This window comes from Rubrivirga marina (assembly GCF_002283365.1).
GTDB classification, from domain to species: Bacteria; Bacteroidota; Rhodothermia; order Rhodothermales; family Rubricoccaceae; genus Rubrivirga; species Rubrivirga marina.
Window position 1 is genome coordinate 2,897,803 of the sequence record NZ_MQWD01000001.1, and the last position, 23,980, is coordinate 2,921,782.

Sequence of the window (23,980 nt, forward strand, 5' to 3'; positions counted from 1 at the left end):
CGCGGTGGGACGTCAGCGCACGACCGTCAGCCAGCGCGTGTCCGTGGCCTCGCCGGCGGACATGCGGACGCCGTAGACGCCGCTCGGGAGCGCGGAGACGTCGGCCGCGAGGGTGTGGACGCCGGCTGCCAGCGGGCCGTCGTGCAGCTGGAGGACGCGCCGGCCCAGTGCGTCGAACACCTCGACGGTCGCGTGCCCGGCCGCCGCCACCCGGACCTCGACCTCAACGGACCGGTCCGCCGGGTTGGGGTGGGGGAGACCGAGGGCGACCGTGCGAACCGGGGCGACCTCCTCGTTCGTCTCGACGGTCGGGTCGGCGGTCAAGAGCGCCTCGGGGACCGTCTGGAAGGGGACGTTGGGGCCGGTCCATAAGAGCGCCGCCTCGGCGAGCCGGGAGTCGTCTCGGTATTCGAGTCGGATCGGGACGTCGCCTGCGGGGAGCGTCGCGGAGCCCGACGCGCGGCGAAGCCCGGTGTCCTCCCACGCGTCGACCACGAGCACGCCGTCGACCCAGAGTCGCGCCCCGTCGTCGGTCGCCGTCGTGAACCGGTAGCGACCGTCGGCGGGGACCGAGAGGAGGCCGCGCCAGCGGACCGAGAAGCCGTTCGTGGGCAGGCCCTCGATGGGCGCGTCCGTCCCCCAGTCGAAGCTCACCTGCGGATCGGTCCGCGTCACGGGCTCGCCGCTGAGGTCTGGCGAGGGGAAGTACTCCGCCACGAGCCCCCTGGGCTGTCCCTCCGCCACGGCCGCGCCCGTTCCGTGGAACCGGACCCAGTTGAGGTCGAACAGGCCGGACGACGTGGCGTCGCTTCGGAAGACGAGGTAGAGCGTGATCGTCTCGTCCGGGCCCTCGATGGGGACCGTCACGTCGCGGTATGGCATCCCCTCGGTCGTCGGGGAGACGCGGGCCGAGGCGAGGAGCGGCCCGTCCGGCGCGTCGGCGCGGAACTCGACCCGCCCGCCGGACCCGTCCAGCGAGACGCGCGCGGTCACGAACGGCACGCCTCCGAGGTGGACCGGGTCGTACGCCACCCAGTCCCCGTCGTCGATGCCGGCGACGTCGAGCGCTCCCGACCAGTCCTCCGTCGAGGCGACGACGACGCCCGACTGGCTCGAGTAGTGCTCGGCCTCCAGCGTGTTGGGCCGCAGCACGACCTGGCGCCGGCCGGTCAGCGAGCCGACGCCCTCGGCACCTGCGTCGGCATAGCGCGCGTCGACGACGACGAACACGTTCTCGCCGTCAGCGCCGTGGCCGCCCGGCGTGCGGAAGCCGCCCTCGCAGCCCGGGTACTCCTCGAGCGGGTGGTTGTGGTCGTCGTGGCCGATGCCCGGCTGGATCACGACGTCGGCGCAGGCGATCGTGCCCGCCTCGGTGCTCCCGTCCTCCAGGTCCGTCACGGACACGTCGTAGCGGAGGGAGTCGCCCCAGGCGAAGAACCCGCCGTCGGCGGGCAGCGCCGCCGTCACGACGGGCTCCGAGTTGCCGACGACGATGGGGACCGTCGCGGTCGCCGCCCGGTCGTTCGTGTCGGTCACCGTCAGGCGCGCCGTGTACGACCCATTCTCGGCGTACGTCCAGGTCGCGGTCGGCGTCGTGGCGTCGACCGCGTCGTCGCCATTGAGGTCCCAGGCGTAGGTCAGGGGAAGCCCATCGGGGTGGACGGTCCCGGTGCTGGAGAACGCGACCGTCAGCGGGGCCGGCCCGCTGGTCGCCGAGGCCTGCGCGCTCGCGATCGGCGAGCGGCTGCCGCCGGTGTAGGCGATCCGCCGGAGCGCTGCGTCGGGGTTGCCCCCGCCGAAGCCAGAGCCCCACTCGATCACGTAGAACGCGCCGTCGGGTCCGAGTTCGAGGTCGATGGGACGATTTAAGTCAAGGCTCGGCAGGAACCGCTGGAACGCGAGCGGCTGCCCGTCGGCGTCGAGGTGCGTCTCGACGATCCAGTTCCGTGACCACTCGTAGACGAACACGGACCCGTCGAAATAGGCCGGGAGCGCCGCGCCGCCGGGGGTCGACGCGCTCACGACCGGGCCGGCCATCGCGGTCCGCCCGCCGCCGTTCGGGAGGTCCGGGAACTCGGGGGACGGCGCGTATGGGTACCACGCCCATGCCGGGACGGCCGGCGGCAGCGCCACCGGCGCCTCGTCCACGTTCGGTGAGTCGTTGACGACGTCCGAGCAGTCGAACGCCGGGCCGTTCGAGCCCGTCGCGAAGTTGTAGTCGCGGTAGGGCTGGTTGTCGGCGGTGCAGTACGGCCAGCCGAAGAAGCCCGCTGAGCGGGCCTGGTTGACTTCGTCGTAGCCGCGCGGCCCTCGCGCCGACGACCCACTCCCCGCATCTGGCCCGACGTCGCCCCAGTAGAGCCAGCCGCGGTCGGGGTCGAGGCTGATGCGGAACGGGTTGCGGAGGCCCATCGCGTAGACCTCCGGACGGCCCTCCGACCCATCGGCAGCGAAGAGGTTGCCCTCGGGGATCTCGGCGGTCCCATCCGCGAGCGGGCGGACACGGAGGATCTTGCCGCGGAGGTCGAAGGGATTGCCCGACGTCCGCTGGGCGTCCCACGACTCGCGGCCGGGCCGTTCGTCGATCGGCGCGTAGCCGTCCGAGTCGAACGGGTCGGTGTCGTCGCCGGTGGCGACGTAGAGGAGCCCGTCGGGGCCGAACGCGAGCGACCCGCCCGAATGGCCACCCTGATCGCGATCGGTGCGGACGGTCAGGAGCACCGATTCGGAGCCGAGGTCGATCGCGTCCCCGACGACGCTGAACCGGGAGAGCCGTTGGATGGGCTCCGAGCCGGCGGGGGAGTAGTAGAGGTACGCCCAGCCCGTCGTCTCGAAGGCCGGGTCGAGCGTGATGCCGAGGAGCCCGTCCTCGAACGACGTCGTCACGGGCAGCGACGCGGCGACGCGCGTGACGCTCGTCTGCGGGTCCCAGACCTTCACTGTTCCGCCGCGCTCGGCCACGAACACCCGGCCGTCCGGCGCCACGGCTAGCTCCATCGGGTCGTTGACGTCGCCGTCGAGCGTCGAGATCTCCCAACTCGTCTCGACCGTCGCAGAGCAGTCCCCCGGCGCCCAGCCGGCGGCCCACGCGAGGCCGCCCCAGAGGTGCCCGAGGTAGTCGACCTCGGCAAACGAGGCGCCTGTGTGCCCGCCGGCCGTGTAGAACGACCGACCGCCCTCGTAGGCCTGGCACCACGCGATCGGGTGATCGCCGAGCATCGTCCCGCCCGAGTACGTCTGCTCGTCGAGCGTCGCCAGCACGTGGACGTCGCCGCGGGGCGACCGGCGGAAGTTGTACCACTCGTCGGTCCGGGCCCACGACGCCGGCAGGTCGCGCGTCGCCGGGTGCACACGGTCGGCCACGTGGACGACCGCGTCGGGCGTTCCCGGCGGGTGGCTCTCGAAGTACGCGCCGACGAGCCCGCCGTACCACGCCCAATCGTACTCCGTGTCGGCCGCCGAGTGGACGCCCACGAACCCTCCGCCGGACTGGATGTACCCTTCGAACGCCGCCTGCTGGCTCGCGTCGAGGATGTCGCCGGTCGTGTTGAGGAAGACGACGGCGTCGAAGGGAGCGAGGCCGGCCGCCGAGAAAACCGACGGGGCCTCGGTCGCCGTCACCGAGAACCCGTGTGTCTCGCCCAACTGGCGGACCGCGGCGATGCCGTTGGGGATCGAGGCGTGGCGGAAGCCTGTCGTCCGCGAGAAGACGAGGACGGCGCCGCCGTCCTGGGCGTGCGCGGCCGGTGCGAGCGGGACGCCGAGGCTGACGAGGAGGGCGAGGGTCGCGAGGCGCATGGGGTGTGAAAACGTTTTCAAGGTGCCAAGCTACGCGTGGTCCTCGGACGAGAGCGGCTACTGACCCGCCGCCGCCTGGTACCGGCCGAAGTAGACGCGGGCCCGCGCCGTGTCTCCCCTTAGGACGAGCAGCCGCGCCCGGTTGAACAGCATTTCAGGGGAGTCCGGCGCGACCCGCTCGGCGGCGTCGAGCAGTGCGTCGGCCCCATCCAGGTCGCCTCGCCGCAGGGCAACGGCCGCGAGCGCGTTGTAGCTGAAGGCGTCGCGGGCGTGCGTCGTGGCGTAGCGGCCGAGGATCGCCGTCTCGTCGTCGTACGCGGGGTTCGCCAGCGCGTAGCTGACGGCCTGCGCCATCAGCGACTCGTTGAACGGCTGCCAGTGGAGGAGGCCGCCATAGAGCCGGAGGGCCGCGAGCGTGTCGCCCTCGGCGCGCGCCTGCTGCCCCGCGAGGTCGAGCGCGTTCATGATCGGGAGGTCGTCGAGCGCGACGCGGGCCGCGAGGGCGTCGGCGCCGCCCGCGGCCCGCATTCGCTGCGCCTCGGCCCGGGCCGCGTCGGCCGCCTGCTCCGGCGTCCGGTCCTTGCGGAACGGGTAGCCGCTCGTCAGCACCGTGAGCTGGAGTCGGGCAACGCCCTCCTCGACGGGGTCGATCGCGCTCGGCGCGGGGCCGGGGTCCTCCGCCTCGCCAAGCGCGGGGAGCGTCTGGCGGAGCGCGTCGGCGAAGGCGTCGGCGAGGAGGGCGTAGCCGCGGGCGTTCGGGTGGAGGTGGTCGGCGAAAAGCGTCGCGTCCTCGAGGCCGCCGCCCGCGTCGCGGAAGCGCGCTTGCGCGTCGACGAGCGTGACGTTCGGGAACGCGTCGGCGAGGCGGCGGACGACATCGTTGAGCGCCTCGGGCGCGCGGAAGCGGAGGCCGTCGGCCTCTTTGGCGTCGAGGAAGGCTGCGCGGGCCGCGGCCGTGTCACCGGCCGCGAGCAGCCGGCGCCCGCGCTCGTAAGCCTCCGTGGCCTCCGGCTCGTCGCCGAGGGGGGGCTGGTCGGCGAGGTTCGAGGTGAGCGTCGAGAGGAACACGGGAATGCCGGCCTCGGTGAACGTCTGGAGCGCGTCGCGGAGGTTGGCCTCGTACTGCGCGATCCCGGCCCGGTAGGTCTCGCTGTCCCGGTCGATGGCCGCCTCTCGGACGACGCGGGCCATCATGGTTCGCGACTCGCCGGCATCGTCTTCGCCGCGCCCGAGAAGCCCGCTGAGGCCCGCCACCGTCGACCACTGGCCGGCGCGGATCAAGAAGCGCTTGAGCGGGATCGACGTGCCGGTCCACCCCTGCGTCCCGCCCGTGCCGTAGGCGCCGTAGAACTCGTTCTGCCCGGAGTAGATGACGACGGCGTCAGGGCGGAGCTCGGCGACGGGCTCGGCGAGGGCCCACAGCGTGTAGCTGTTGGTCGCCGTCATCCCGAGGTTGGCGACCTCGACGGGCTGGCCGGGCAGCATCGCCGCGAGCCGGTCCTCGAGGCGGGCCGGGAAGCCATACGGAAACGTATACGGGAAGCTGGCCGTGGTCGAGCCGCCGAGGGCGACGACGCGGAGACCGCCCGCCGGTTTGCCGACTAGGAGCGGGTCGAACGCGACGCCGGGGCGGAAGCCTCGGAAAAACTGGGCGCCGAAGTCGGGCGAGAGGACGACGGCCTCGGGGTGATCCGGCGCCGGCTGGAACGGCGCCCGCCGTGCCTCGGCGGCGCCCGCCAGCCGCAGTGCGCCCTCGACCAACAACAGGGCGAAAAGGGGGAGCGCGATGGCGATCGCGCCGAACACGAGCGCCTTCGACCGGGGCAGGGCGACGGGCTCGGGGGGCGGGGACGTTTGCACCGGGTGGGGCGGCCGAGTAGCTTCGAAAACCTTTTCAATCTAGCGAGCCCGCCCTCGGACATGGTCCCCACGATCCGCGACGTCGCGCAGCGCGCGGGGGTGTCGATCTCGACCGTCTCCCGGGTCCTCAACAACTCCGCCGCGGTCGACGAGGCCAAGCGGCAGCGTGTCCAAGAGGCGGCCAAGGCCCTCGGCTACAGCCCCAACCCCGCCGCGCTCAGCCTGCTCGGCCAGAGCACGGGGGGGATCGGTGTGCTCCTGCCCTACATCGCGGGCGACTTCTTCTCGGAGTTCCTCCACGGCATCGACCGGCTGACGAGTGACAACGGGTACTTCCTCGTCGTGTCGTCGTCGCACCGCAACGTCAAGGAGTTCCGGGCCGTCATCCAGGGCCTCAACCGCCGCGTCGACGGGCTCATCGTGATGTCGACGGAGGTCCCGGCGCAGACGGTCTGCGGCTGGCTCCCCCCAAACCTGCCGATCGTGTTCGTCAACACGGAGGTCGACCGTGACGACATCGAGGCGGTCAACTTCGATAACCGCGGCGGGGCGTACCGGCTCACCGAGCACCTGCTGGAGCAGGGGCACCGCCGCATCGGGTTCGTCAAGGGGCCCGACGCCTCCTGCGACGCGGACGACCGGTTGGAGGGGTTTCGCGCCGCGCTCCGCGATCACGGGGTCGAACCGAACCCCGCACTCGAGGTCGCCGGCGACTTCACGCTCGAGGCTGGCCAGTCGGCCGTCCCAGCCTTCCTGGCGCTCGATCCACGCCCGACCGCCATCTTCGCCGCCAACGACCTCTCGGCGTACGGCGTCGTCAGCGCGCTCCGCGACGCCGGCCTCGACGTGCCCGGCGACGTAGCCGTCGCCGGCTTCGACGACATCCAGCTGTCGCGCTTCTCTTCGCCGACGCTGACGACCGTTCACGCCCCGGTCCGCGAGATGGGTCAGAGTGCCATCGAGCGGCTCCTCGCCCAGATCAAGGGGGCCGGCGGGCGCGACCGCGAGGCGGTCACGCTGGACACCGAGGTCGTCGTCCGCGAATCGACCGCGTCCTAGTTCCGCACGGCGGTTCTGCCGTCGCTATTCTCTGGCTATGAAAACCTTTTCAGGCTCCCGGCTCGCCGCCCGATTCGGGCTCGCCCTCGTGATCCTCTGGACCGTCCCGACCGCCCTCGCCCAGTCCCGCGCCGAGGTCGACGCGCGTGTCGAGGAGATCCTCGCCGGCATGACGGTGGAGCAGAAGGTGGGGGAGATGACGCAGCTCACGCTCCAGGCCGTCTCCGCCACCGCCGCCACCGACGAGACGACGCAGCACGCGCTCGACCTCGACAAGCTCCGCGAGGCCGTGGTCGAGCGGCACGTCGGGTCGCTCCTCAACGTGTGGGACGTGGCGTTCACGCCGGAGTATTGGGCCGAGGTCATTACCCAGATCCAGGACCTCGCCGCCGAGCGTGAGACCGGTGTCCCGGTTCTCTACGGGATCGACGCCGTCCACGGTCACCACTACATGCAGGGGGCGACGGTCTTCCCGCACAACCTCGCGCTGGCGGCCACCTTCGAGCCCGACCTCGCCCGCGCCGCCGGCCGGGCGACGGCCGTCGAGATGCGGGCGAGCGGCATCCCGTGGAACTTCTCCCCGGTGTTCGACCTCGGGCGGCAACCGCTGTGGAGCCGCTTTTTCGAGACGTTCGGCGAGGACGTCCACCTCGTGACCGAGATGGGCGTGGCGACCGTCGAGGGGCTGCAAGGCGACGACGTCGGCGCGCCGGGTCACGTGGCGGCGAGCGGCAAGCATTTCTACGGCTACAGCACGCCCACCTCGGGGAAAGACCGGACCCCCGCCTGGATCCCCGACCACGTCCAGCGGGAGTACTACCTCGAGCCGTTCCGCGCCGCCATCGAGCGGGCCGACCTCCGCACGCTCATGGTCAACTCGGGATCGATCAACGGCGTCCCGGTCCACGGCGACGCAGCGATTCTGACGGACCTGCTCCGGCAGGAGATGGGCTTCGAGGGCGTCGTCGTGACCGACTGGGCCGACATCGACAAGCTGGTGAACCACCACCGCGTTGCGGCCGACCAGCGGGAGGCCACGCGGATGGCGGTGATGGCCGGCATCGACCTCGCGATGGTGCCCTACGACTACGCGTTCACCGATCACCTGATCGCGCTCGTGGAGGACGGCGAGGTCCCGGAGAGCCGCCTCGACGAGTCGGTCCGCCGGATCCTCCGCCTCAAGCTCGACCTTGGACTGTTCGACGACCCGTACCCGGCCCAGGACCTCGTGGAGGAGATCGGGAGTCCGGCGCACCGGGCGGCCAGTCGCCGTGCGGCCGAGGAGGCCATCACGCTCCTCGAGAACGACGGGACGCTCCCGATCGCCCGCGGCGCGCGCGTCCTCGTGACCGGCCCCGCGGCCGACGACGCCGTCATCCAGCACGGCTCGTGGACGTACTCCTGGCAGGGCACGGTCCGCGGGATGTACCCCGACACGGCGCGGACCGTCCTCACCTCGATCCGCGACCTCGCGGGCGACGACAACGTGACGTTCGTCCCGGGCGCCACGCTCACCGAGGCGGGCGACCTCGGCGCCGCCGCGGAGGCGGCCCGCGCGGCGGACGTGGCCGTCGTGGTCCTCGGCGAGTGGCCGACGACGGAGCAGCCCGGCGACATCGAGACGCTCGACATGCCGGCGGCGCAGATCGCCCTGGCCGAGGCCGTCATCGAGACCGGCACGCCGACCGTGGTCGTGCTCCTCGAAAACCGCCCGCTCATCGTCCGCGCCATCGCGGAGCGCGCGGCGGCGGTCGTTATGGGGTACCAGACCGGCCCGTACGCGGGCGACGCCATCGCCGGCGTGCTGTTCGGCGAGGTCAACCCGAGCGGCCGGCTGCCGTTCACCTACCCGCGTTTCGCCAACTCGCTGGCGACCTACGACCACACGCAGAGCGAGGAGACGGGCCCGCACGGGTTCAATCCGCAGTGGCCGTTCGGGCACGGCCTTTCGTACACGACGTTCGAGACGAGCAACCTCCGCCTCGGTCGCGAGACGGCCACGGCTGCCGACGCGGTCGAGGTGTCGGTCGACGTGGCGAACACGGGTGATCGCGAGGGCGACGAGGTCGTGATGGTGTTCGTCCGCGACCTCGTGGCGTCGATCGAGCCGGCGGTGCGGCGCCTCCGGGCGTTCGAAAAGGTCACGCTGGCGCCGGGCGAGCAGCGGACGGTCTCGTTCTCGATCCCGGTGCAGGACCTCGCCTTCGTCGACCGGACCGGCGAGTGGGTCGTCGAGGCCGGCACATTCGAGGTGCAGGTGGGCGACGAAACGGCGAGCTTCGAGGTGACCTCGTCCGCCTCCGGCACCCGCTAGCGATGCGCCCACCGCTCCTCCTCCTGGCCCTGCTCGCCTCGGTCGCCGTATCGGCGCAGCCGGAGGGCGAGGGCTACTACCACACCCGCGGCACGCGCCTCGTCAGCCCCGACGGGCAGCCCGACGTGCTCCGGGGGATCGGCCTCGGCGGCTGGCTCATGCCCGAGGGCTACATGGTCCGCGTCCCGGGCCACGGCTCGCCGACGACGATTCGCCAGCAGGCCGTCGAGGTGGCGGGGGAGGAGGGCGCCGACCGCTACTTCGAGGCCTTTCGCGCCAACTACGTACGGGAGGAGGACATCCAGAAGATCGCCGAGTGGGGCTACGACCACGTCCGCCTGCCCTTCCACTACAAGGTGCTCTGGGACGAGGAGGCCGGGGCCTTCGATGAGGACGGGTTCGCGCTGGTCGATGCGTTCCTCGAATGGTGCCGCGAGGCCGGGCTGCCGGTCATCTTCGACATGCACGCGGCGCCGGGCGGCCAGAGCGAGCACAACATCGCCGACGCCCACGGGACGGCGGAGCTGTGGGTCGGGCCGAACGCCGCAGTGAACCAGGCGCTCACGATCCGGATCTGGGAGGAGATCGCCCGCCGCTACCGCGACGACCGGCTCGTCATCGGCTACGACATCATCAACGAGCCCGTCCTGCCGGAGGGCGTGACGCGGGCCGAGCTGCGCGACTTCTACGTGCGCTCCCGCGACGCCATCCGCGCCATCGACCCGCACCACGTCCTCTTTATCGAGGGGGACTTCTTCGCCAACTTCTTCGACGGGCTCACGCCGGCGTTCGACGACAACATGGTGTGGGCCTTCCACAAGTACTGGAGCCCGACCGACCCGGCCGACATGACGCGGTTCGTCGAGCTCCGCGACTCGACCGGCGTGCCGCTCTGGCTGGGCGAGACGGGCGAGAACTCGAACGACTGGTTCCACGAGGTCGCGACGTGGGCCGTCGAGAACGGGATCGGGTGGAACTGGTGGACCCACAAGAAGATCGAGACGGTCACGAGCCCGCTCTCGGCCCCGATGCAGCCCGGCTACCGCGACCTCGTGGCCTACTGGCGCGGCGAGGCACCGAAGCCCGACCGCGAGACGGCCGAGGCGGCCCTCCTCGCCCAGGCCGCCGCGCTCCACATCGACTCGACGGCGTTCCGCCCCGACGTGCTGTGGTCGCTGTTCGACCCGGCGTGGGCCACGTTGGCGGTCCCCTTCAAGCCCCACACGCTCCCGGGTACGCTCGACGCCGTCGACTACGACCTGGGCGCCGACGGGGTCGGGTACCACGACACGCGCTCGAAGAACGAGCAGGGGACGCCCGGCCTCGCCAACGAGGGCGGCGTCTACCGCAATGACGGCGTCGACATCGCCGCGAACGAGCGTGGGGGCCCGGCCTACCGCGTCGGGTGGACCGAGGCGGGCGAGTGGCTCCAGTACACGGTCCGCGTGCCCGCGGGCGGGACGTTCGCCGCCTCCGCCACGGTGACCGGCGGCGCCGGGCAACTGGCCCTCGAGGTCGACGGTGAGTCGTGGGGCGAGGCCGCCGTGCCCGCCTCGGGCGGGACGTGGGCCGAGGTCGACCTCGGCACGCACACGCTCAGCGCCGGTCCCCACGTCCTCCGCGTCCGGATCCGCGAGGGCGGGTTCGACGTCGGCCGCCTGACGTTCGACTCTACCGATTGACTCCAGCTGCCATGCTCCGACTGCTCTTCCTCGCGTTACTCCTCGGGAGCGCTTCCGTTCACGCCCAGGACTGGCAGCTCGTCTGGTCCGACGAGTTCGACGTCGACGGCGCGCCCGACCCGGCCAACTGGAACTACGACATCGGGGGCCACGGCTGGGGCAACGCCGAGCGCCAGTTCTACACCGACCGGACCGACAACGCGCGCGTCGAGGACGGCGTGCTGGTGATCGAGGCGCGAGAGGAGGAGTACGAGGGCAACGACTACACGTCGGCCCGGCTCGTCACGCGGGGCACGGCAGCGTGGACGTACGGCCGGATCGAGGCGCGGATCAAGCTCCCGTTCGGGCAGGGCATCTGGCCGGCGTTCTGGATGCTCCCGACGGACTCGCCCTACGGCGGCTGGCCGGTCGGCGGCGAGATCGACATCATGGAGTACCTCGGCCACGAGACGAGTAGGGTCCACGGCACGCTCCACTACGGCGGCGGCTCGATCGGCCACCGGTACACCGGAACGTCCTATGACCTCCCGGAAGGGAGCTTCGACGAGGACTTCCACACGTTCGCGATCGAGTGGGAGCCGCGGCGGATCCGGTGGTACGTCGACGGCGAGCTCTACCAGACGCAGATCAGCTGGACGTCGGCCGGGGGACCGTACCCGGCGCCGTTCGACAGCCCGTTCCACCTGCTCCTCAACGTCGCCGTCGGCGGCCAGTGGCCCGGCTACCCCGACGAGACGACCACCTTCCCGCAGCGGATGGAGGTCGACTACGTCCGGGTGTATCAGGACGCCGAGGCGTACCCCGAGGTGGGTCTGGCCGACCCCTCAGGCGGTGGGACGGTCGAGGCCGGCGCGACGCTCACGCTGGAGGCGACGGCCGAGGACAACGACCCGATCGAGGAGGTGCGCTTTCTCCAGGGCGACGGGGTCCTCGGCGCCGACATCTTCGCGCCGTACGGTCTGACGGTCGAGGGCGTCGTGGACGGGTGCTACGCGCTCTCGGCGCAGGCGACCGACGCCGTCGGGTACACGGGCCGCAGCGAGCCGGTCGACCTCGTGGTCGGGGAGGGGTGCCCGGACGGCACCGCGTGGCCCTACCTCATGCGGCCGGCCGAGGTCCCCGGCGTGGTCCAGGCCGAGTACTTCGACCTCGGCGGGGCCGACGTGGCCTACCGCGACTTCTCCTCCGCCAACACTGGCGAGGGAATCCGCCTCGGGGAGGGCGTCGACCTCCGGCCGTCGAAGGACGACGGCGGCGGGCACGACCTCACCGACGTCTCCGCCCGCGAGTGGGTGACGTACACGATCGACGTGGCCGAGGCGGGCCGGTACCGGGTCCAGGCTCGGATGGCCTCCGGCGTCGGCGGCACGGTCCGGCTGTCGCTCGACGGCGACGACTTGACCGAGGACATCGCGCTGCCCCCGACCGGCGGCGACATCACGTATCGCAATGAGGTCATCGCGGAGGTCGAGTTGCCCGCGGGCCGCCACGTTTTCCGGGTCGACTTCCGGAGCGGCGGCCTCTCGATCAACAACTTCCGGTTCAACTACCTCGGAGGCGTGGCCGTCGAGGACGACGCGCCGGGCGGCCTGGGACTCCGAGTCGCGCCCACGCCCGCCGCAGGCCGCGCGCGTATCGCCTTCGAGCTTCCGACCTCGGGCCCGGTCTTGGTCCGTGTCCTCGACGCTCTCGGCCGGGAGGTCCGGCGCGTGATGGCCGAGGATCTTGCGGCCGGCGACCACGCTACCGAGGTCGACCTATCGGGGCTCGCGCCCGGCGTCTACACCGTGACGCTGGCCGCGGGCCGAGACCTGCGGTCCGCACCGCTGGTCGTCGTTCGGTGAGCCGTGAAGGGGTCATGAAACGTTTCAACTTGGAAGCGCTTCAGGGGCTCCTCGGATCGCCTTGCAGAGTGGCCGGATTGACGTACCTTCCGTCCTGAAAAGGTTTTCAGGGTACTGTCTTGGCACCCCTGCGATCCTGGCGCTCGAAAGCGCTCCCGTAGTCCCTCCCTCTCCATCCCGACGCTATGCCCACTGCTACTCTCCGGCGAACGGCCCTGCTGCTGCTAGCGCTCCTCGTGAGCCCCGTGGTCCTCGCCCAATCGATCGGCGACGAGTTCATCCTCTTCGTCGACGGTACCAACGTGATGGTCCCGTCGTTCGACGGCGGCCAAGTTGTCAACGACCCGCTCGACCCGACCTCCGGCAACAAGGTCGCCCGGTTCAACAGCGGGTCTTGGACCCACTCCGGCTTCGCGTGGGATCGGCTGGAGGGCGTCGACGCCACGGCCGCCGTCTCGGAGACCTACGGGGAAGGCTCGACGCTGTACCTCCGGATGCTCTCGGACCCGGCCAACACCGACGTCCCGGGCATCTCGATCATGCTCTCCGACGCCACCGACGACAGCGGGGCCAACGACGGGACGGCCGACCCCGAGTTCCGTCTGCTCTGGCAGATCCCGAACGAGCTCCATGACGGCCAGTGGCACGACCTCGCCATCCCGCTCCCGCCGACGACGTACGCGGCCCTCGAAGAGGCCCGCGCCAACGGCGAGCTCGAGGACGGCGCGGAGAACTGGACGTACCCGGGCGCGTGGAGCACCGGCGGATTCGGCATCGGCCCTGGCTTCGGGACCGACACCGAGGACCCGCTCTGGGAGGAGTTCGGCTGGGACCACCTGTATCGGATCGGCCCGTTCTGGGATAACAACCAGGCCTCCGGACCGATCTACCTCGACGACGTCTACATCGGCGGCCCGAACACCGACACGTCGCAGGCCTCGGAGCCCCCGGCGGCCATGAGCAACGTCTCGTTCACGACCGACGGGGCCGTCAACGTGGTCGATTGGCCTGACTCGGAGGAGTTCGGCGGCTACAACGTGTACGCGAGCCCGAGCCCGATCACGGACGTCGGCGCCGAGGGCGTCGTCCTGCTGAAGTCCGTCGGGTTCGGGGAGGAGACCGAGCTCCGGCACCGCTACGAGGTCCCGCACCCGTCGATGGGCGCGGAGCCGCTGTACTACGCGGTCACGAGCCGGAGCGCGTTCGGCGTCGAGAACCCCGACGTGGCAACCAGTTCGGGCGAGATCGTCAACCCGGACCTCCCGCAGAAGGCGTACATCCTCGAGCTCACGGGCGACCAGGCCGACGCCCTCTTCGACGCCGTCGCCTCGGGCGTCCCGTCGGACGAGGCGTTCGGCGACAGCCACCCCGTCTTCTACCTCGACTCGAGCCACCGCTCGCCGGGCGACGGCAGCTCGGCGGCGACGCTCCCGGACGACTCCGACAGCTCTGGCGAGTTCAAGATCGGCTACTCGAGCCTGAACGAGATGTTCATCTATGGCGAGATCACCGACGACCAGGTGACGTGGGCGCCCCAGGCCGAGACTGGGGCCAACACCTGGAATTACGACTCGGCGGAGATCGTCTTCGGCCACTACGACGTCCGCAACACGGTCGGCGGGGGCATCTTCGAAGGCTCGCCGCACCAGGACATGATGCGCGGCGACGAGCCGGACTACGGCATGCGCCTGACGGCCTTCGGGGACGGCGCTGGCGGCATCGACCGGACGAGCACCTGGGTCGGCTGGAGCATCGACTTCGACATCCCCGGCTCGACGGCCGTCGAAGAGACCGACACCGGCTGGCGCTTCCTCACGCTCCTCCCGCTGGACCAAATCCAGAACACGGACGAGGGCGACGTCTTCCTGCCGGTCCCGGCCACCGACGAGATCCAGTACCTCCCGTTCATCATCTCGATCAACGACGCCGACGGCGGCACCCGCGAGTCGCAGATCGTGTGGTCGATCAAGCCGAACGTGACGGGGCAGTGGTGGAACACGCCGGCGATGTGGGAGACGGTCGCCATGGCCGGCCTCGACGCCAGCTCCGTGGCGGTCGAGGACCCGGCCGGCCGCGACGGCTTCTCGCTCGCGCAGAGCGTCCCGAACCCGACGGCCGGCACGGCCGACATCGCGTTCACGCTGGGCGCCGCCACGTCGGTCCGGCTCGAGGTGTTCAACACCCTCGGCCAGCGCGTCGCGACGCTCGCCGACGGCCCGGTCGCCGCCGGTCCGCAGTCGCTCACGTTCGACACGAGCGGCCTCGCCGCGGGCGTCTACGTCTACCGGCTCTCCGCCGGCGACTACGTGACGACCCGCCGGATGACGGTCGTCCGGTAACCCCGCAGGGCGGACGGGGAGGTCCCGTCCGCCCGCACTCTTGACTCCGGGGCGCCGGCCCGCGCTGGCGCCCCCCGTCGACGAACGCTCACCCGTTCCCTGGCCCATGTCCTCTCGGCCGATCCGCACACTCGTTCTGACCCTCCTGGCCGCCGTCGTGGCGCTGGGGTCGTCCGCTTCGGCGCAGTCGCCGGGCAAGCTCGCCGGCCGCGTGGTCGACAACACGGGCGAGCCGCTCGTGGGGGCCAGCGTCCTCGTCGAGGGCACCACGCTCGGCGCCTCGACCGACGCCGACGGGTACTACTTCATCCTCCAGGTCCGGCCCGGGACGTACACGCTCCGCGTCTCGTACATCGGGTTCGGGACGAAGGTGGTCGAGGGCGCCGTCGTTGAGGTCGACAAGACGACGACGATCGACGTGACGCTGGGCGAGGCGGTCGTGGCGGGGGAGGAGGTCGTGGTCCGGGCCGAGCGTCCGCTCGTGGAGCCGGCGCGGACGACGACGACGGCCGTCCTCGAATCGAAGGCGCTCTCGGAGCTCCCGATCGTCAACATCCAGGACGCCATCAACCTCCAGGCCGGCGTCTCCGACGGGCACTTCCGAGGCGGGCGCATCGGCGAGGTGGCCTACCTCGTCAACGGCGTCCCGATCAACAACGCGTTCAACGGGCAGCAGGCCTTCGAGGTCGAGCAGAACATGGTCGAGAGCCTCGAGGTCATCTCGGGCGTGTTCAACGCCGAGTACGGCCAGGCCCTCTCCGGCGTCGTCAACATCACGACGAAGGGCGTGCCCTCGGAGTGGAACGCGCAGGTGCTCAGCTACGTGGGGTCGCTCGCGTCGACGCGCGAGATCGAGTTCGTCTCGCGCACGACGGACCCGGGCACGGGCCTCTCGACGAGCGACTTCGAGAGCGAGCGCGTCAGCTACATGGACGCCGCGGCGTTCCCGAACCTCCAGGACTACCAGGTGTCGCTGGGCGGCCCGCTGATGGAACGGCGCCTCGGCTTCCAGCTCTCCGGGCGGTACCTCGAGGACAACTCGTACTACCTCGGGCGCGACCTCTTCTCGCCGGGCGACCTCTCGTTCGGCCTCAACTCGGGCCTGCCGGACTCGCTCTGGTCGATCTCCTCGACCGGCGACGGCGACTTCGTCCCGATGAACCGGACGCAGCGGCTCTCGCTCAACGGCAACCTGTCGTTCGACGTGACCGACGCGCTCCGCCTCAGCTACGACGGGTTCTACCAGGGCGGGACCTACTACCCGTTCTCGCACGACCGGAAGTACGTCCCGCGCGGGCTGAACCCCACGGACTTCGTCAACCACACGCACATCGCGGCGGCCCGCTACACGCTGGGCCGGAGCGCGTTCGTCAACCTGTCCTACAGCTTCCTCTACGACGACACCGACGTCGAGCTGTACGACGCGCCGACCGACGAGCGGTACGTCCGCGAAGAGCTCGGCCAGCTGGCGGGCGCGAACGCGTTCCAGGTCGCCGGCAACGACCTCTACACGAACTGGCTGCGGACCGAGACCCAGACGGTCGTCGGGAGCTACACGCACCAGCTCAACCGGGTCCACCTCATGAAGGCCGGCTTCCAGGGCCGGTTCCACCGGATCGACAACCGGTACTTCGGCATCGAGATCCCCGAGACGGGGGAGGCCGGGCCGGACATCTCGGAGAGCCCCTACGAGGACGATCAGCTCTCGACGACGCCCACCGAGTGGGCCGCTTATGTGCAGGACAAGATCGAGCTGGGCCGGATGATCATCAACGCCGGCCTCCGGTTCGATTACTTCGACCCCGACTACGAGATCCCCGTCGACTGGACCCAGGCGGGACTCGAGCGGATCCCAAACCCCGAGGCCCCGGCGGACTCGATCTCGAACCGGACCCAGGCTGACATCGAGTACCAGGTCAGCCCGCGGTTCGGCATCGCGTTCCCGATCTCGTCGACCGGCGTCATGCGGTTCTCGGCGGGACTGTTCTTCCAGATCCCCAACTTCGGGCTGCTCTACTCGAACCCCGAGTACGAGGTCAACCCGCAGTCGGCGACGACGCAGTTCGGCAACCCGAACCTCAAGCCGGAGCGGACGCTCGCCTTCGAGCTCGGCCTCCAGCAGGGGCTGACGGACGACATCGGCGTCGACGTCACCATCTTCGCCAAGGACATTCGCAACCTCGTCGGCCAGGAGATCATCCGCGACCCGCGCGGTGACTTCGCGATCCGCTGGATCAACACGGACTACGGGAACGTGCGCGGCGTGACGTTCTCGCTGTTCAAGCGGGGCCGGAGCGCGCTCAACGGGTCGCTCGATTACACGCTCCAGTTCGCGCAGGGCACGGCGTCGTCGCCAGGCGAGGCGTTCGCCCGCCAGCAGGACGGCCTCCCGCCGATCCTCACGCTCGTCCGCCTCAACTGGGACCGGCGGCACATCTTGAACGGGACGATCACCTACGCGCCGAGCCCGACCACCTCGATCACGGCCGTGGGGCGGTTCCAGAGCGGGACGCCTTACACGACGGTGCGCAACTTCGTCCGCTCGCCGGTCACCAACAACGCCGACCGGCCGCTGACCTTCGTGACCGACCTTCGGGCCTACTACAAGCCCCCGTTCGTGCCCGTCGACGCCAGCCTGTTCCTCCAGGTCCAGAACCTGTTCGACTCGGTCATCCAGCAGAACGTGTACTCTGATTCGGGCCGGGCCGACGAGACGATCAACCTGTCACTGTTCAACAACGTCCGTGTGGGCGGGCTGAACACGCTCGACGAGTACTACTACCGCCAGGACTTCTACGGCTCGCCGCGCCGCGTGAGCGTCGGCCTGCGCGTCGACCTCTAGGCCCCCGATGACGACCGACCGCGCCCCGCGTCCTTCCGACCGCCCCGTGCTCCGACCCCTCGCTTCCCTCGTCGTCCTCGCCCTCGCGGCGCCTGCGCTCGCGCAGGGCGGCTCCGACATCCCCGCCGGCATCCGAGGCGAGGAGACCTCGATCGCCCGCGGGATCCTCGACGGCAACCTCATCGAGACCAACTTCCGCAACCAGGGCGAGCTCTCGCGCTACGACGACGCGCCCTGGGGCGTCTGGCCCCGCGGCATCGGCGGGCGCCACATCGACGGCGTCGGCGTGATGGTGGCCGGGCAGGTCCCCGGCGAGCGGTCCGACTACCCGCAGTTCTACGGCGGGGCGCCGGACACGACGCTCAACCCGGTCATCCTCAACTACCGCGAGGCCGGTCGGCGGCTCGGGCCGCGGGGCAACCTGTGGGGCTGGCTCCCGCTCCCGGGCTTCCACAACCCGAACCGCCTTGACCCCTTCACGGGCGCCCGCAACCCGACGCCCGCGCTCAGCGACGACCCGACCTCGTGGCCGAACTCCTGGCCCGACCGCCTCAGCAACCCCGACGACCCCGGGTGGGCCGGCTTCTGGAATGGGTTCTTCGGCAAGGGCGTCTTCAACGCGGACCTCGAGGGGTTCTACGTGATCGACGACCTGAGCGACCACGAGTACCTCATCGACCCGCAGACCGGGGCGCCCTACAGCCCGTACGGCGTGTTCGACCCAATCCCGAGTGACCCGTTGGCTGGCGGCCTCGGCCTCCAGACGAAGGTGCGGCTCTTCCAGTGGGCCAACGTGCTCGCCGAGGACCTCATGTTCGTGCTCTACCGGATCACGAACGTCGGCCAGCACAACCACGACCGGCTCTACTTCGCGCAGGCTCAGGACTACGGCCTCGGCACGGAGGAGGGCGACGAGAACGCGGCGTTCGATCCGCTCCAGGATGTGGCCTACGGGTGGGACCAGGACGGGCTCTGCACGCGGACGACCGGCGGCCAGTACGAGTGCGGCTACACCGGCTTCGCGTTCCTCGAGAGCCCGACGCTCCAGGCCGACGCGCTCGACAACGACCAGGACGGGATGACCGACGAGCTCCGCTTCGGCGGGGCCGGCGCGCTCATCGAGGGGCAGGCGCAGATCCAGGCCGCCGCTGCCGCCGCGTACAACCTCCCGCTCTTCGAGGCCGCGTACAGCCCGATCACGCAGCGCCCCGCCTACGAGGCCGGCCGCTGGTGGACCGGTGACGAGAACATGGACTGGGTCGGGTTCGAGGACACGAATGGGAACGGGATGCCGGACCCCGGCGAGCCGGTCAACAACGACGTGGGCCGTGACGGGCTCGGGCCGTTCGACCTCGGCTACCCCGGGCCGGACGACGGCGAGTCCGACGGGATGCCGACGCCGGGCGAGCCCAACTTCGACGAGCTCGACATCGACGAGTCGGACCAGGTGGGCCTAACGGGCTTCGACCTCGGGACGCGGCCGTTCTACGAGAACGGCGACAACCTCCGGAGCGACACGTGGCTGTTCGACCGGATCATCAACTACGCCCAGTTCGAGCTCGGCACGCCGGCGGCCGACTTCCAGGCCGACATCGAGCCGTTCCTCCTGTTCGTCTCCGGGCCGGTGCCGCTCGCGCCCGGCGAGACGTCGTTCTTCTCGACGGCCTGGATCTTCGGCGCCAACGAGGCGGACTTCTTCAAGAACCGCCGGACCGCGCAGAACATCTACAACGCGGACTACAACTTCGCCCAGCCGCCGTTCACGCCGACGCTGACGGCCGTGCCGGGCGACGGCCGCGTGGTCCTCTCGTGGGACACCCTCGCCATCGCGAGCTACGACCGGTTCAGCCAGGAGTTCGACTTCGAGGGCTTCCGCCTGTACAAGGGGACGGACCCGCTGCTGACCGACGCCCGGCTCATCACCGACGTCAACGGCACGCCGACGTTCTACCGCCCGATGGCGCAGTGGGACCTCGACAACGACATCTCGGGCGGCGTGTCCGTGCTCGAAGGCGAGGCGTCGTACAACGTGGGCTCGAACTCGGGCCTCCAGTTTTACTACGTCGACGAGAACGTGACGAACGGGGTCACCTACTACTACGCGCTCGTGGCCTACGACCGCGGCTTCCGGGACCCCGACAACCCGAACGCGGCGCCGATCGACCCGCAGGAGAACACGTTCAACTTCACGGTGAACCAGGCCGGGGCGCTGACGGGGATCTCGCAGAATGCGGCAGTGGTCACGCCGCGCGCGCCGGCGGCGGGCTACGTCGCGGGCGCCGCGAACGAGGACCTCTCGCGAGTCGCGGAGGGGATCGGGACCGGGTCAGGCAACGTTGAGGTCGTGAGCACCGAGGCGCTCGAGGACGGCGCGGTCTACCGGGTCACGTTCCACTCGGAGTACCTCGAGAACAGCGAGCTCTACGAGACGACGGGCTACAGCGTGACCCAGGTCGGCACTGGCGAGGTCCTTGTCGACCGCGCCGACCTGTCGCCGACGACGCCGTACCTCGACGGGTTCGTGTTCCAGATGAACAACGACGCCGAGTCCGACATCGACCCGAGGCGGACGGGGTGGCGAGGGACCGGGTCGAACGGCAACACGGCCTACAGCCTCAACCCGGGCTCACTCAACGGCGTGTCGACGGAGTGGGGCGCGGTCATCGGCCGCGACTCGACCGGCCTCGGGGCCCGCACGCCCTGGGACTACCAGCTCCGCTGGGTCGACGCGGCCGACTCGCTCTACTCGCCGCCGCGCGCCGTGGGCTTCCTCCGGACGCCCATCCCCATCTACGCGGTCAACGCCAGCAAGAACGAGCTGATCGAACTCCTGCCACGCGACATCGACGGAGACGGCGAGTTCGGGGTCGGGGACGAGTTGGTGATCGCCGAGGCGCCACCGAGCGGCGTCGGTCGGCGCTACGTCTACGTGGTTCGGTTCACGGGCGACGGCGCGGCGCCCGCCCCCGGGACCGTGTTCCAGGTGGGGGTCACGCGGCCGTTCTTCGAGGGCGACTTCTTCCAGTTCAGCCTCCGCGGCGCGTCGATCGACATGGACGCGGCGCAGGCGGAGATGGAGCGGATCGCCGTCGTGCCGAACCCCTACATAGGGACGTCGATCTACGAGCCGCGCTCCCAGATCGAGGGCCGCGGCGAGCGGCGGGTCCAGTTTATCCACCTCCCACAGCGGTGCACGATCCGGATCTACACGATCCGCGGCGAGCTCGTCCGCACGATCGAGCACGACGGGATCGCCAGCGACGGGTCGGAGGCCTGGAACCTCCGGACGGAGGGCAACGAGGACGTCGCCTACGGGATCTACCTCTACCACGTCGAGGCCCCGGGCGTCGGCGAGTACGTCGGCCGGCTGGCCTTGGTGAAATGACGTCGACGCGCACCCGCACCGGGCCCCACGGCCCCACCCCCATGCATCGCAGCCTCCTCCGCCGGATCGCTCTCGTCGTCGCCGCCGCCGCGCTCGCGGCGCCGGCGGGCGCCCAGGACCGCGTCGCCACGACGGCCGCGCCGTTCCTGACGCTCGGGACCGGGGCGCGGGGCCAGTCGCTCGGCCACGCCTACACGGCCACGGCGACCGGCGCCGACGCGCTCTTCTGGAACCCCGCCGGCGCGGCCCGGACGTACGGCTCGAACGGGACCGTCTTCCTGACGCAGCACGAGTGGCTCGCCGACCTCCGCTACAACGCGGCCGGCGTCACGCTTCCGGCCGGCGCGGGCGTCCTCGGGATCAGCCTCGCCTCGCTCGACTACGGCCGCGACGAGGTCCGCACGGAGCGGCAGCCGGAGGGGACCGGCGACACGTTCGGGGCCTCGGACTTCAGCTTCGGCGTGAGCTACGCCCGCCCGCTCACCGAGGCGTTCTACTTTGGCGGGACCGCCAAGGTCGTCCGCCAGTCGATCTGGGACATGAGCGCGACCGGCTTCGCCGCGGACTTCGGCATCAGCCTCGACACCGGGTTCAACGGGCTCACGCTCGCGGCCTCGATCCAGAACTTCGGCACGAAGATGCGGATGAGCGGCATCAACGCCCAGCGCTACATCGACGTGGACGAGGGGACGAGCGGCAACAACGAGAACGTGACCTCCGAACTCCAGATGGAGGGGTGGGACCTCCCGCTGTCGTTCCGCTTCGGCGCCTCGGCGCCCATCGTGCGGATGGCCGGCGCCGAGCTCCGCGTCATGGCCGACGCCCAGCAGACGAACGACAACGTGCTTAACACGGACCTCGGCGGGATGCTGAGCTACGACGCCGGTCCGGTCCGGCTGGAGGCCCGCGCCGGCTACCGCGACGCGTTCGTCGAGGACGTCGACAACCACCTCTCGTTCGGCGGCGGCCTCTCGGCCGACGTGGCCGGCTACGACCTGGGCGTCGACGTGGCGTACCTCCCGTTCGACCGTCTCGGCAGCGCGACGCTGTTCGACCTCCGCCTGGAGTTCTAGGCGGAGGACGGCCGCCTCGGCGAGATTCCGGAGGGGGCGAGATCCCGGCAGCACACGGCTGCCGGGCCGCCCCGTGCCCACCACCGCCCCGGAGATGGCTCTTGGTCTCGACGTGCTCACTCGACGGATCGGCCTCGCGGTCGCCGCCGTGCTCTGCCTTGGCGTCGCTGGCTGCGCCAGCGACGCGCCCGAGGCGGACCCGGTGATCGCCGTCGTCGACGGCCTGGAGATGACGGCCGACGACTACCTCCGCTCGTACATCGACTACCTCGTCACGACCGGCCAGAACGACACGGAGGCGCTCCGCCAGCGGCACTTCGAGGCGCTCGTCGACGCCTACCTCCTCGGGGCCGAGGCCGAGCGGCGCGGGCTGGCGGCCGACAGCGCCCTCGACGCCGCGTCAGCGCTCGCGCGGCGGCGGCTGGTGGGCGCGCGCTACTACGAGGCGTCCGTCCTCGACACGCTCGCGGCCCCGGCCGAGGCCGACGTGCGCCGGGCCTACCAGCTCGGAACGGAGCAGCGGGTCGTCCGCCAGCTCTACTTCACCGACGCCGACTCGGCGCAGGCGGCCTATGCCCGTCTCCAGGCCGGCCGGCCGTTCCTGGAGGAGGCGTGGGACCTCTACGGCACGCGCGACTCGACGGCCGGCTCGCTCGGCGCCGTCAGCTACTGGCAGGTCGACGACGCGTTCGCCGAGGCGGCCTTCGGCACGCCCGTCGGTGAGGTCACGCCGCCGGTCCGGTCCCGCCTCGGGTATCACATCATCAAGGTCGAGGACCGGCTCCGCAACCCGGTGCTGAGCGAGGACGAGTTCGCGCGCCGTCGGAAGGGCGTCGAGAGCCAACTCCGCCTGCGCCGCCGCCGCCTCGAAGGCGACTCGTTCGTCCGCGACTTTATGGGCCGCCGGAACGTGGCCGTCAACGGCCCGGCGCTCCGCGCGCTCCAGCAGGCCGTGGCTGAGTTGGAAGGGGACCCGCCACCGGACGCGCAGCAGGGCGGGGGAGAAGCCTTCACGCCCGGCGAGATCCACGTCTTGACAGAGGCGCTCCAGCCTCAGACTCCGCTCGCGACGTTCGACCTCGGCGGCCGGCAGCGCGTGTTCACGGTCGAGGATTACCTGTTCTGGCTCGACGTGCTCCCGTTCTCCGAGGCCCGCAACCGGACCGGCGCGTCCCTCGGCCGGGCCCTCCGCAACGAGGCGCTCGCGCAGGCCGGCGAGGCCGCCGGCGTCGCCGACGAGCCGGAGGTCCGCCACGAGCTGGCTCGGATGGACCGGCTCCGCCTCGCCGACGCCCTCCGCGCCCGCCTCCGCGCCGACTCGTCCGCCGCCGACCGCGCCCGCCTCGGTCAGGTCGCCGACCGGCTCGCGCTCGACCCGCGCCAGACCGTCGCCGACTTCTGGGTCGTCTCGTTCGAGAGCCGCGCCGAGGCGGAGGGCGCGCTCGCGGCGCTCCGGGCGTCGCCCGCCAGCGCGGAGGCTCGCCCCGGCTTCGAGCGCTTCGAGCGGCAGCCGCTGGCGGAAGCCCGCGACCTCGCGGCGGCCGTCCGCTCGGCGCCGCTCGGCGAGCCCGTGCTGGCGGCCACCGGCGACGGCCGGTGGGTCGTGCTCCGCGTGGCCGACCGGGCCGTCGAGGCCACCGGCGACGCGGCCGACGCCCTCGCCCCGTTCGCCGCCGAGGCGGGCCTCATTGAGCGGCTCCGTGCCGAGCGGCCCATCGAGATCCACGAGGAGGCGCTCGCCGCCGTCCTCCGCCCGCCGCCGGTCCCCACCGCACCGCGCTGAC

At 71.1% G+C, this 23,980-nt stretch carries 11 protein-coding genes; 9 read left to right on the top strand and 2 right to left on the bottom strand.

Annotation, left to right across the window (positions count from 1 at the left end; genetic code table 11):
* Window positions 1-12 precede the first annotated feature (12 nt).
* Both BSZ37_RS12100 and BSZ37_RS12105 read right to left on the bottom strand, forming a co-directional pair.
* Window positions 13-3,798: a ThuA domain-containing protein gene (locus BSZ37_RS12100; RefSeq protein WP_095510791.1), complete on the bottom strand. Its 3,786-nt coding sequence runs from the start codon at window positions 3,796-3,798 to the stop codon at window positions 13-15.
* A gap of 57 nt (window positions 3,799-3,855) precedes the next feature.
* Complete coding sequence (locus BSZ37_RS12105) at window positions 3,856-5,658, bottom strand: SGNH/GDSL hydrolase family protein (RefSeq protein ID WP_095510792.1); 1,803 nt, start codon at window positions 5,656-5,658, stop codon at window positions 3,856-3,858.
* A 60-nt stretch (window positions 5,659-5,718) separates the two neighbouring features.
* Between BSZ37_RS12105 and BSZ37_RS12110 the strand changes: the two genes are divergently transcribed.
* The 9 genes from BSZ37_RS12110 to BSZ37_RS12150 all read left to right on the top strand — a co-directional run bounded on the left by BSZ37_RS12110 (window position 5,719) and on the right by BSZ37_RS12150 (window position 23,979).
* Window positions 5,719-6,717 (top strand): LacI family DNA-binding transcriptional regulator, encoded by a 999-nt coding sequence (locus BSZ37_RS12110; protein ID WP_095510793.1) that lies wholly within the window; start codon window positions 5,719-5,721, stop codon window positions 6,715-6,717.
* A 37-nt stretch (window positions 6,718-6,754) separates the two neighbouring features.
* On the top strand, window positions 6,755-9,031 hold the full coding sequence (locus BSZ37_RS12115) for a glycoside hydrolase family 3 N-terminal domain-containing protein (RefSeq protein ID WP_095510794.1): 2,277 nt from the start codon (window positions 6,755-6,757) through the stop codon (window positions 9,029-9,031).
* Between the two features lie 2 nt (window positions 9,032-9,033).
* Window positions 9,034-10,713 (top strand): cellulase family glycosylhydrolase, encoded by a 1,680-nt coding sequence (locus tag BSZ37_RS12120; RefSeq protein ID WP_095510795.1) that lies wholly within the window; start codon window positions 9,034-9,036, stop codon window positions 10,711-10,713.
* Window positions 10,714-10,724: 11 nt separating this feature from the next.
* Window positions 10,725-12,557, top strand: a complete 1,833-nt coding sequence (locus BSZ37_RS12125; protein ID WP_095510796.1) for a family 16 glycosylhydrolase — start codon at window positions 10,725-10,727, stop codon at window positions 12,555-12,557.
* A gap of 185 nt (window positions 12,558-12,742) precedes the next feature.
* The gene (locus BSZ37_RS12130) at window positions 12,743-14,896 is read left to right on the top strand and encodes a T9SS type A sorting domain-containing protein (protein WP_095510797.1); all 2,154 of its coding nucleotides are present in this window, start codon (window positions 12,743-12,745) and stop codon (window positions 14,894-14,896) included.
* Between the two features lie 106 nt (window positions 14,897-15,002).
* Window positions 15,003-17,738 (top strand): TonB-dependent receptor, encoded by a 2,736-nt coding sequence (locus tag BSZ37_RS12135; protein WP_095510798.1) that lies wholly within the window; start codon window positions 15,003-15,005, stop codon window positions 17,736-17,738.
* A gap of 46 nt (window positions 17,739-17,784) precedes the next feature.
* On the top strand, window positions 17,785-21,123 hold the full coding sequence (locus BSZ37_RS12140) for a fibronectin type III domain-containing protein (protein ID WP_143537645.1): 3,339 nt from the start codon (window positions 17,785-17,787) through the stop codon (window positions 21,121-21,123).
* A 41-nt stretch (window positions 21,124-21,164) separates the two neighbouring features.
* Window positions 21,165-22,196 (top strand): PorV/PorQ family protein, encoded by a 1,032-nt coding sequence (locus BSZ37_RS12145; RefSeq protein ID WP_179299607.1) that lies wholly within the window; start codon window positions 21,165-21,167, stop codon window positions 22,194-22,196.
* Between the two features lie 73 nt (window positions 22,197-22,269).
* Entirely contained in the window at window positions 22,270-23,979 is a 1,710-nt protein-coding gene (locus BSZ37_RS12150) for a peptidylprolyl isomerase (protein ID WP_143537646.1), read from the top strand.
* The last annotated feature ends 1 nt before the right edge of the window (window position 23,980 follow it).